Source organism: Sphingobium sp. (assembly GCF_032153725.1).
Lineage (GTDB): Bacteria > Pseudomonadota > Alphaproteobacteria > Sphingomonadales > Sphingomonadaceae > Sphingobium.
In genome coordinates, this window is the sequence record NZ_JALDYQ010000114.1 from 1 (window position 1) to 10,092 (window position 10,092).

Annotated in this window: 13 protein-coding genes; 6 read left to right on the forward strand and 7 right to left on the reverse strand. The window is 63.8% G+C overall.

Annotated features, from left to right (window positions below):
• Positions 1 to 112 precede the first annotated feature (112 nt).
• Positions 113 to 583, reverse strand: a complete 471-nt coding sequence (locus RUH75_RS22385; RefSeq protein ID WP_313809409.1) for a DUF1465 family protein — start codon at positions 581 to 583, stop codon at positions 113 to 115.
• 106 nt (positions 584 to 689) lie between these two features.
• Complete coding sequence (locus RUH75_RS22390) at positions 690 to 869, reverse strand: YdcH family protein (protein WP_313809419.1); 180 nt, start codon at positions 867 to 869, stop codon at positions 690 to 692.
• A 191-nt stretch (positions 870 to 1,060) separates the two neighbouring features.
• On the opposite strand from RUH75_RS22390, the gene RUH75_RS22395 reads away from it, so the two are divergent.
• Entirely contained in the window at positions 1,061 to 1,219 is a 159-nt protein-coding gene (locus RUH75_RS22395; RefSeq protein WP_007684009.1) for a YdcH family protein, read from the forward strand.
• Positions 1,220 to 1,367: 148 nt separating this feature from the next.
• Here RUH75_RS22395 and RUH75_RS22400 read toward each other — a convergent pair whose 3' ends face one another.
• The 4 genes from RUH75_RS22400 to RUH75_RS22415 form a co-directional block, all read right to left on the reverse strand.
• Positions 1,368 to 1,733 carry a PilZ domain-containing protein gene (locus RUH75_RS22400; RefSeq protein WP_313809410.1) on the reverse strand — a complete coding sequence of 122 codons (366 nt, stop codon included), beginning with the start codon at positions 1,731 to 1,733 and terminating at the stop codon, positions 1,368 to 1,370.
• Positions 1,734 to 1,797: 64 nt separating this feature from the next.
• Positions 1,798 to 2,262, reverse strand: a complete 465-nt coding sequence (gene dksA / locus RUH75_RS22405; protein ID WP_313809421.1) for an RNA polymerase-binding protein DksA — start codon at positions 2,260 to 2,262, stop codon at positions 1,798 to 1,800.
• Positions 2,263 to 2,524: 262 nt separating this feature from the next.
• Complete coding sequence (locus RUH75_RS22410) at positions 2,525 to 3,361, reverse strand: hypothetical protein (RefSeq protein WP_313809411.1); 837 nt, start codon at positions 3,359 to 3,361, stop codon at positions 2,525 to 2,527.
• Between the two features lie 195 nt (positions 3,362 to 3,556).
• The gene (locus tag RUH75_RS22415; RefSeq protein ID WP_313809412.1) at positions 3,557 to 3,997 is read right to left on the reverse strand and encodes a host attachment family protein; all 441 of its coding nucleotides are present in this window, start codon (positions 3,995 to 3,997) and stop codon (positions 3,557 to 3,559) included.
• Positions 3,998 to 4,091: 94 nt separating this feature from the next.
• Here RUH75_RS22415 and serS point away from each other — a divergent pair, with 94 nt between their 5' ends.
• From serS to rimO, 5 genes are all read left to right on the forward strand, one after another.
• Positions 4,092 to 5,369 (forward strand): serine--tRNA ligase, encoded by a 1,278-nt coding sequence (gene serS, locus RUH75_RS22420; RefSeq protein WP_313809413.1) that lies wholly within the window; start codon positions 4,092 to 4,094, stop codon positions 5,367 to 5,369.
• Position 5,370: 1 nt separating this feature from the next.
• The gene (surE, locus tag RUH75_RS22425; RefSeq protein ID WP_313809414.1) at positions 5,371 to 6,135 is read left to right on the forward strand and encodes a 5'/3'-nucleotidase SurE; all 765 of its coding nucleotides are present in this window, start codon (positions 5,371 to 5,373) and stop codon (positions 6,133 to 6,135) included.
• 169 nt (positions 6,136 to 6,304) lie between these two features.
• The gene (locus RUH75_RS22430) at positions 6,305 to 7,267 is read left to right on the forward strand and encodes a M23 family metallopeptidase (RefSeq protein WP_313809415.1); all 963 of its coding nucleotides are present in this window, start codon (positions 6,305 to 6,307) and stop codon (positions 7,265 to 7,267) included.
• A complete protein-coding gene (locus tag RUH75_RS22435; protein ID WP_313809422.1) occupies positions 7,264 to 7,410 on the forward strand; it encodes a hypothetical protein in 147 nt (48 codons plus the stop codon). The genes RUH75_RS22430 and RUH75_RS22435 overlap by 4 nt, the downstream gene beginning before the upstream one ends.
• A gap of 20 nt (positions 7,411 to 7,430) precedes the next feature.
• On the forward strand, positions 7,431 to 8,813 hold the full coding sequence (rimO, locus tag RUH75_RS22440; protein WP_313809416.1) for a 30S ribosomal protein S12 methylthiotransferase RimO: 1,383 nt from the start codon (positions 7,431 to 7,433) through the stop codon (positions 8,811 to 8,813).
• A gap of 39 nt (positions 8,814 to 8,852) precedes the next feature.
• Here rimO and RUH75_RS22445 read toward each other — a convergent pair whose 3' ends face one another.
• Entirely contained in the window at positions 8,853 to 9,944 is a 1,092-nt protein-coding gene (locus RUH75_RS22445; RefSeq protein ID WP_313809417.1) for a flavodoxin family protein, read from the reverse strand.
• Between the last annotated feature and the right edge of the window lie 148 nt (positions 9,945 to 10,092).

The window sequence follows — 10,092 nt, forward strand, 5'->3', positions numbered from 1 at the left end:
CCCGCTACCTTTTCAGGCACACTCCGAAAAGAAAAGCTGGACCCCGGATCAAGTCCGGGGTGACGAGGGTTGGAATGTCCCCAAATGGCCACTTCTGGCCAGTTACTGCCCGTCAAAAAGCGGCGTTGAGGCGTTCCATCAGGGCACGGGCGGGATTGGGTTCGGCCTGCGCGCGCGGGCGGGCCATGCGGTCCTGCAATCGGGCGACGCGCTCGTAAAGATCCTGGCTCGCCTCTATCAAGGCGCGGGCGGCGAAGGGAAAGGCTGCCGAAATCGCCGGATCGGTGGTGGCGGCATGGCCGAGGCGGTATTTATCGTCCAGCATATCGGCATCATTGAGTTCGCCACGCTGCCAGGCCCGCTGGCTGAGCAGCCATGCGATGATGTGCATCAGCCGGGTCGTGACCTTCAACGATTCGCAGGCGAAGGCAACGCGGCGCAACGGATCGTCGGTTTCCGGATTGGATGCCTCCCCCATGTCGAAATAGGTACGCGCCTCATCCGCCATGACCATGGCTTCGACATAAAGGCCATCGACCAGGCGGCGGTGCAGGCCCCGGTCAAGAGAAGCGGCGGGTTTCATGACCGATATGTGGCACAAGCATGGGTCTTTGTCAGGCCCGACACCGCCCGTTAACCCCGAATTGTCTCATTCAGGATCAGTTGACGCGGCGTTAACCGCAAACGGTTCATGCGATGATATCGGGCACGAGTTGATCCTCCAGCAGGGCTATTTCGTCGCGCAGGCGCAATTTGCGTTTTTTGAGACGCGCGACCTGCATCTGGTCGCCCGATCCGGAGTCGACCAGCGCGGCGATGGCGCCGTCCAGGTCGCGATGTTCGATTCGCAGCAATTCCAGCCGACGCATGATGTCTTCGCGGCTCACCATACACCTACTTTCGCACTCATTGCCGTCCCATCCCCCTCTGATAGCCCGGCCGACCGGAACGAACCATCGCAAATTTCATCGCGGCCCGTCGCAAAGCGCGAATCACCCGAAGACAAAGCCCGCGAATCGTGATCTATTCACTCATCCATCACCCTCGTAAGGAGAATGTCATGGAAAATAGCCACATTTCAGCTCTTTCGGCCAAGCATGCAGGGCTTGAGGCACGAATCAAGGCGGAGACAAGTCGTCCCATGCCTGATGCGATCCTGGTGGCCTCGCTCAAGAAGCAGAAGCTTCGGTTGAAGGAGGAAATGGAGGCGCAACACTGACAGTCGGTGACGCCTGAGTGAAGGCATGGATCAGCGGTCCCTTGCCGCTGATCCTGCCCTTGCCAGAACGGCGGCAAGTGATGGAAAGCCCCGGCCCGACATGTCGGCGGGGCTGATTTTCTGGGATTTGAGAAAGCGAAAGCGGCGATCAGCGCGTGAGGCGGCGTTGCCGCAGATAGTCCGGCACCGAAGCCTGCCCGCCCTGCCCCGAAACGGGGCGACGTGCCTGTTGCGGATCGATTTCCTGTTCAAAGGCAATGCCGATGCGATCATCGCGCGACCAGACGACCGAGCCGTTGACCCGTCCGATGCCGCGCAGGTCGAAGCTGACGCGGATGCCGGCAGGGACGGCGCGCTCGCAATCGGCCATCAGACCGGTCGCCGACAGATTGCGCACCCGCGCCCGGCCCAGCGGCGTGCCATCGGCCGAACTTAAATTGGTCAGCAGGAACAGGCTGTCCCGCGGACCCGAACGCGCCGGGCCACGGCCAGTATTTTCCTGATTCCTATCCATCGACAACGCCCTGCAATATCACCACCTTATCCGGCGACATTGGCATGGCTGCGTGGATAAAAGGTTAATCGTCGCGAGAGACTTTTTCCTGCCGCTCGTGCCGTTCCTGCGCTTCCACCGTCATGGTCGCGATCGGGCGGGCTTCCAGGCGGCCCAGGGAAATGGGTTCGCCGGTCACTTCGCAATAGCCATATTCGCCCTCGTCGATGCGGCGCAACGCGGCGTCGATCTTGGAGATGAGCTTGCGCTGGCGGTCGCGGGTGCGCAATTCGATCGACCAGTCCGTCTCACTCGACGCCCGATCGTTGAGGTCCGGTTCGCGCAGCGGTTCGTTCTGCAAAACCGCCAGCGTGCCCTCCGCTTCCGCCAGGATCTGCTTCTTCCAGTCCCACAGGCGCTGCCGGAAATATTCCAGCTGAATCGGGTTCATGAACTCTTCGTCTGCTGACGGACGATAATCGGGGGGGAGTATTACAGCCGATTTCGGCGGATTTTGGCCGTCTTTATCGGAATTCAGGACCGATGCCATCTGGCTCTCCGACTCGCGGGACCCCCGGTGCTGAAAGTGCCGGGGTATCCGTGACTTGTGATTGACGGCGCCTAATAGCCAGCGGCAGAGGCTGAGACAAGCGGACAATCTGTGATCCGGCGCGCCGATCGTCCATTGCGCCGCGCCGCATCGCGGAAAACCGGCGATTCCCCATGGTGCGGCGATCACAAAAGAAAACAGACAAGATGTATTATCGAAGCGGCCAGCCGTCGTGTCACTCTGGGACGTTAACCATATTGATTCATGATTTGTTAGAATTTTCCTCGACTTGGCCCCGATATTCAGAGTTAACGCCATTGAATTTAACGCTTTGTTTTGCGTTGTTAGAGATACGGAGCGGCCCTGCGATCGTTACTCTGCAATTCAGTGGCAGATCGTCAGGCCGGCAAAGACAACAAGAGTGGAATCCCATGTCGGTACGGATGGCATTGGCTAAATTATGCGCTTGCGCCGCTGGCGGCGCGATCATCGGCGGCGGCGCGGTCCATGTCGCCGAAAGCGCGCGGCCGGTCGGGGTCCACAGCACCAAGAGCGTGAAGGCAGCGCCGCGCAGGCCTGTCGTGCGCAAGGTGCAGCGGGTGGTGAGGACGGTATCCTGCGCGCCGCAGACCGTTATGGTGACGACGCAGGCCGCGCCCATTCCCCTGCCCGCCCCGCTCGTTCCGACGGAAATGCCGGTCATGTCCGGCGGCGGCGGGGCCCCGGTCGTGATGGCGGACGGTCCCGGCTTTGGCGGCGGTGGCTTCTTCGGGGGCTTCTTCGGCGGGAGCGGCGGGAGTTCGGGCGGCTCGGTGGTGATCTCCTCCACCAGCAGTTCGACCGGCGGCATCACCAGTTCGACCAGTTCCACCACGGGCGGGGTTTCGACGTCGACGGGGGGCGTGTCGACATCCACCGGCGGGGTTTCGACTTCGACGGGAGGCGTCTCCACTTCAACGGGCGGGGTTTCGACCTCCTCGGGCAACGTTTCGACATCGAGCGGCAATGTGACCAGCAGTTCGTCCTCGTCCAGTTCAAGCTCCAGCTCGTCCAGCTCCTCCACCAGCAGTTCGACCTCGTCCTCTTCTTCGTCCTCCACCAGTTCGTCCGGCGGCGATCATCATCCGCAGCCACCGCCGACCGACGTTCCCGCGCCGCCCATGGTGCTGCTGTTCGGAGCTGGAGCGGCGGCGTTGCTGGCGCGCAAGCGCTTCTCACGCCCAAGGGCCGCCGCAGAAGGTTGACCGTGGGGCGATCCGGCCGACGCATCCGGGGGGAGCGCCGGCCGGACAGGTCAGCTCGTCGCGATGATCCGCTCGATCTCAGGCACCGGGTGGTTGGAAAGGTCCTTGGCGATCTCTCCCACCAGCCGGTTCTGCACTTCCTTGTGATAATGTTTGCGCATTTCGCCCAGTGCGTTGGGCGGCGCCACGACGATCAGCTTCTCAAACTCATGGGCGAGCGCGCGGCGCTTGAGCAGGTCGGCCGCCTGGGCGGCGAAGCGCACTTCCTCCAGATCGTGGAAATTGGTCTGCCCCATGGAACTACGGTGGCTGCCCACCGAGTTTGACGCGCGGCCGGGAGCGTCGGAGGCCTGTTCGCGGTCGGCAGGATTGTCTTGCGACTTCACCGCTTCCGCTTCCAGATTGGGATTAAGGCTGCTGCCACGATTGCGGAAGAACAGCATTTTGCGCCCGTCCGCCACCAGCACCATCGCGTCATGGTCAATCTGCATCGTCCGGCTCCTCTTGTTGCATATGCTTATACCATCAACGGACGGCGGTGTGCAGGGTTGCGCGGCTGGTCGCAGAACGGCATAGGGCTGGCCCATGCATGACATCCGTTTCCTTCGCGAAAATCCCGGCGCTTTCGACGCTGGCCTGGCCCGGCGCGGGCTTGAACCGCTGAGCGCGGAGCTGCTGGCGCTGGACGAGCACAGCCGGGCGATCAAAACGGCGCTGCAACAGGGGCAGGCCCGCCGCAATGAGGCGAGCAAGGCCATCGGCCAGGCCATGGCGCAGAAGGATCTGGCGACGGCGGAGGCACTGAAGGCGGAGGTCGCGGCGCTCAAGGAAAGCATGCCGACGCTTGAAGCCGAGGATCGCGAGCTTGGCGAGGCGCTGGCAGCGCGACTGGCGGCGATCCCGAACCTGCCGGCGGACGACGTGCCGCCGGGCGAGGATGAGGCGCAGAATGTCGAGGTGGCGCGCTGGGGCGAGCCGCGCGGCTTTACCTTCGTGGCCCAGGATCATGCGGATTTCGGACCGGCCCTGGGGCTGGATTTCGAGGGCGGCGCCGCGCTGTCCGGCGCGCGCTTCACGGCGCTGCGGGGGCAGACGGCGCGACTGCACCGGGCGCTGGCGCAGTATATGCTGGATCGCCAGTCGGGCGAAAATGGCTATGAGGAAGTCAATCCGCCATTGCTGGTGCGCGATGAGGCGCTGTTCGGCACCGGGCAGTTGCCGAAATTCGCGGAGGACCTGTTCCGCACCACCGATGGGCGCTGGCTGATTCCGACGGCGGAAGTGAGCCTGACCAATCTGGTTCGGGAACAGATCGTGCCGGTCGAGAGCCTGCCGCTGCGGCTGACGGCGCTGACGCCCTGTTTCCGGTCGGAAGCGGGATCGGCGGGGCGCGACACGCGCGGCTTCATCCGGCAGCATCAGTTCGAGAAGGTCGAGCTGGTCGCGATTTGCAGGCCCGAGGAGTCGGAGGCCGAGCATGAGCGCATGTGCGCGGCTGCCGAGGGCGTGTTGCAGGCGCTGGGGCTGCCCTATCGGAAGGTGCTGCTGTGCACCGGCGACATGGGTTTCGGCGCGCGCAAGACCTGGGATCTGGAGGTCTGGTTGCCAAGCCAGCAAACCTATCGCGAGATCAGTTCAGTTTCCAACTGCGGCGATTTTCAGGCGCGACGGATGAATGCGCGCTACAGGCCCGAAGGCGAGAAGCAGACGCGTTTCCTGCATACGCTGAACGGGTCCGGGCTGGCCGTGGGACGGACGCTGGTGGCAGTGCTGGAAAATTACCAGCAGGAGGACGGCAGCGTCATCGTGCCGGAGGTGCTGGCACCCTATATGGGCGGGATGACCCGGCTGCGGCCTCGCTAGGATGCGCATCCTGCTCACCAATGACGACGGGGTCCATGCTCCGGGATTGAAGGTGCTGGAGGAGATTGCGCGGACGATCTCCGACGATATCTGGATCGTCGCGCCGAGCGAGGAACAGTCGGGCGCCGGGCACAGCCTGACGCTGACGCGACCGCTGCGCATCCGGGAGCATGGGGACAGGCATTTCAGCGTCACCGGCACGCCGACCGATGCGGTGATGATGGCGGTCGGGCATCTGATGAAGGATGCCAGGCCCGATCTGCTCCTGTCGGGCGTCAATCGTGGGGCCAATCTGGCGGAGGACGTGACCTATTCGGGCACCGTCGCCGCCGCGATGGAGGGCGCGATTTCCGGGATCAAATCGATCGCGCTCAGTCAGGTCTATGCACGCGAGGGCATGGGCGACGCGGTGCCCTTTGCGGCGGCGCGCGCCTGGGGCGAGCGGGTACTGCGGCCATTGATCGCGATGCCAACGAGTCCCCGGCTGCTGTTCAATGTGAATTTTCCGGCGATCGAGCCTGATGCGGTGAAGGGCGTACGCGTGGCGCGGCAGGGCTTTCACGACGTGGATCGGACGAAGATCATCAAGGGGACCGATCCGCGGGGCTATCCTTATTACTGGTTCGGGCTTGGGAAGAGCGACGCCGTGCCGGAAGGAAGCGATCTGGCGGCGATTGCGGAAGGCTATGTGACGGTGACGCCGTTGCATTATGATTTGACGCAGGACAGCGCGATGGCGGCGACGGCGGCGGCTTTCGGGGTTTGAGCTTGGGCGCTTCGCACCTGATTTGACCTCATGTCCGCGAAGGCGGCGTTGACGGCCGGGAAATGATCCGCTGGCAATGATCCGCTGGCAAGGCGAAAGTCCCCCCGTTAGAGACGAAGCGATGCTTCGTTCCGCTCCCGCCCTTTTGCTGGCAATTTCACCAATGGTCATGGGGGCGAAGGATGCGCCTCGCGCGATTCCGGGACTGCATCTGCCGCAGCTTGCCGAGGCCGAACCGGTCTGGGCGATGCAGCAGCTGGTCCCCAATGCGCGGACCGTTCCAGCGTCCACCTATGTCGTGAAGCCCGGCGAGACTTTGCTGGGGGTCAGCAATCGCAGTGGCGCGGGGGCGGAGGCGATTGCGAAAGCCAATGGGCTGGTGCCGCCCTATGGGCTGCGCGCGGGGCAGAAACTCTCCATTCCGGCGGGGCGCTATCATCTGGTGGCGGAGGGCGAGACGGGGATCGCGATTGCGACGGCCTATGGCGTGGCGTGGAGCCGGATCGTGGCGATCAACGACCTCAACGAGCCCTTTTTGCTGCGCAAGGGACGGCGCCTGCTGTTGCCCGATGACGCGCCGCGCAAGCCGCGCACGATGGAGGAGCGCGCGGCGGCCTTCCGTATCGATATCGACGATGTGCTGACCGGCGGGCAGCCTGCGCTGGGGGGCAAGCGTCCGCCGGCCGCTTCGCGGGAGCCAAGGCCCCTGCCCTCCAATGTGCCTATCGCCGAACCCAAAGCCTTTGCGGGTTCGTTCATCTGGCCGGTGCGCGGGGTGATCCTGTCCGGCTTCGGTCCCGGCGCGGGCGGCGTGCGGAACAATGGCATCGACATCGCCGTTCCTGCGGGCACGGCGATCCATGCGGCCGCCGATGGCGTGGTGGCCTATGCGGGGGACAGGGTGGCGGTGTTCGGGGGTCTGATGCTCATCAATCATGGCGGCGGCTGGGTCAGCGCCTATGGTCATGCCAGCCGGGTCGATGTGGTGCGCGGGCAGAAAATCACCAAAGGGCAGATTATCGGCCTTTCCGGGGATAGCGGCTATGCCAGCCGTCCCAAGCTGCATTTCGAATTGCGCAAGGACCGGACGCCGGTGGACCCCGTGCGCGCGCTTCCGGCCCGCATCCGGTGAGGATCGTTCCGGTCCGGGCCGATCTGGCGGCGTCCGGCGGGCAAGTGAAACTGCATGAGCGACTGACGCTGCCGGAGGAGATCGGCAAGCCGCTGTCGGCCATCGCCACCGGCCCGCTTCACCTGATTTCACGCCCCCCGTGACATTTGGCGCAAAAATCCCTATGTGCGCGCCGATCATGGCAACCAAAATTCCCGAAGCGCCGAAAGTCGGCATGGTGTCGCTGGGCTGTCCCAAGGCACTGGTCGACAGCGAGCGCATCCTGACCAAGCTGCGTTCCGACGGCTATCAGATGTCCGCCGACTATGCCGGCGCCGACGTCGTGCTGGTCAACACCTGCGGTTTTCTCGATTCGGCCAAGGAAGAATCGCTGGAGGCCATTGGCGAGGCGATCGCGGAAAACGGCCGCGTCATCGTCACCGGCTGCATGGGCAATGAAGCGGAACTGATCCGCCAGAAATTCCCGCAGGTCCTCGCCGTCACCGGCGCGCATCAATATGAGGCGGTGGTGAACGCGGTGCATGAAGCATCGCCGCCTGTTCCGAACGCCTTTGTCGATCTGGTGCCGGAAGGCGGTTTGAAACTGACGCCGCGCCATTACAGCTATCTGAAGATTTCGGAGGGTTGCAACCATCGCTGCTCCTTCTGCATCATCCCGTCGCTGCGCGGCGACCTGGTGAGCCGCCGTGTCGACGCCGTGCTGCGCGAGGCGGAAAAGCTGGTGCACGCGGGGACGAAGGAACTGCTGATCATCAGCCAGGATACGTCGGCTTATGGCGTCGATACCCGGCATGAGACGCGCCAGTGGAAGGGGCGCGACGTCCGCGCGCATATGACCGATCTGGCGCGGGAACTGGGGCAGCTCCGCACCGCCGAGGGCACGCCACCCTGGGTGCGGCTGCACTATGTCTATCCCTATCCGCACGTGGATCAGGTGATCCCGCTGATGGCAGACGGATTGCTGACGCCCTATCTCGACATTCCGTTCCAGCATGCCGCGCCCAATGTGTTGAAGGCCATGAAGCGGCCCGCCAATGAAGCCAAGGTGCTGGACCGTATCCGCAAGTGGCGGGATATCTGCCCGGATATCGCGATCCGTTCCTCCTTCGTCGTCGGCTTCCCCGGCGAGACGGAGGCGGATTTCGACTATCTGCTGCAATGGCTGGACGAGGCGCAGCTGGACCGCGTCGGCGCGTTCCGTTTCGAGCCGGTGGAGGGCGCGACCGCCAACGACCTGCCCGGCGCGGTGCCCGAAGAGGTCAAGGAAGAGCGCTATCAGCGGATCATGGAAAAGACCGCGGCGATCTCGGCAGCCAAGCTCGCTGCCAAGGTCGGGCGCGTGCTGCCCGTCATCATCGACGAGGTGGGCGAAGCTGACGAGGATGGCTCTGCCGGTGCCACCGCGCGGTCCCAGGCTGATGCGCCGGAGATCGACGGCAACGTCTTCCTGCGCGACGTGGGCGAAGGCTTGCAGCCGGGCAGCATCGTCGACGTGCTGATCGAGGACGCGGACGAGCATGACCTTTACGGGGTGCCGCAGGGCTGAACCGCGTGGCCGTGTCCCTGCCCCCTCATGGCAGGAGGGTCATTTGGGACGCGGCTCTTCCAAATCCATGCCGGCTGCGATGACGCGACCGGCTCGCTGGGCAGCGACGGCTTCGCATAACGCCAGGGTCGCATTGGCCACCTCTGCCTGGAATGCCATGTCCTCATCCAACGCAGCATGGCTCGTCGCATAGGCTTCATAATAGCCGACATAGCGGTCAATCTCCGCCTTGGCCCCTGCGGAGATCATGCCGATCGACTGCATCCAGTCCGTCAACAGGCGCCGGACATTCTGGGCCCCTTCGGTATCGCCGTGGACGATGACGCCAAATAGCCGCCCCGCCAGATGGCGGGGATAATCCCATCCCGCCAGTTCGATCGCCTTCGCTTCCTCCGCATTCTTGCCGTGGGTGCGGGTGGGGTCGGGATTTCCCCCGTCCGCGCACACCAGCCGGTCCATCATCAGCTTCATGGGCGAACTGGGCTGATACCAGTTGACCGGCGTGATCAGCAGCACGCCATGGGCCGCCACCCAAAGCGGGTAAATCTCGTTCATCCAGTCATGAACCTGACCCAGGCTGTAATTGGGATAGCATGAGCAGGGCCAGTGACAGAGCGCGGGCGAGGTCGAGAAGCAGGCCTTGCAGGGGTGGATCATCCGGCCATATTCCGATGTCAGCCGAGACAGGTCGAGGATCAGGGGTTCGATGCCCTCCGCCTCGCAACGATCGGCGGCGATGCGGGTCAGCCGCCAGCTTTTCGACATTTCGCCCGGGCAGCTATGATCGCTGCGGGACGATCCGTTGACGATCAAAATTCGCGGCGCGCGCGATGCATCCTCATATTCTGCCCTGGCATGATCGATGGCGTGGGCCGCATCGATCCAGTCTATGGCGAGATCATGATCCGGATCGGCATAACCGGCGCCTGCCTTTTGCGTTCGCGGGCTTTTCCGGTGACCGCTATAGGCGTCCCAGGCGCCTTCGGCGATCTGCCCGACTGCGTCGCGCATGCCATCGAAAACCGGGTCCTGAAATTGCGACCTGAACCGCTGGAGGAAGCTGGTCCGGTTCAGACGAGGATCGGGCATCCCCTTGCGGGGTGTGGTTTCGTCGGCCTGCTTCCGCCGCATCGCACTCTTCCCTCATCGCCGCATTGCTGTTCCCGGATCGAGCGGCCGCAAATTCAGCAAAAGGGAGGTCGCCGCCAGAGAGTCTTGCTCCGCCCTAGGGTCAGGACCCATTGATGTGATCGACGCGATGTGATTCAGGCTTCCTGAG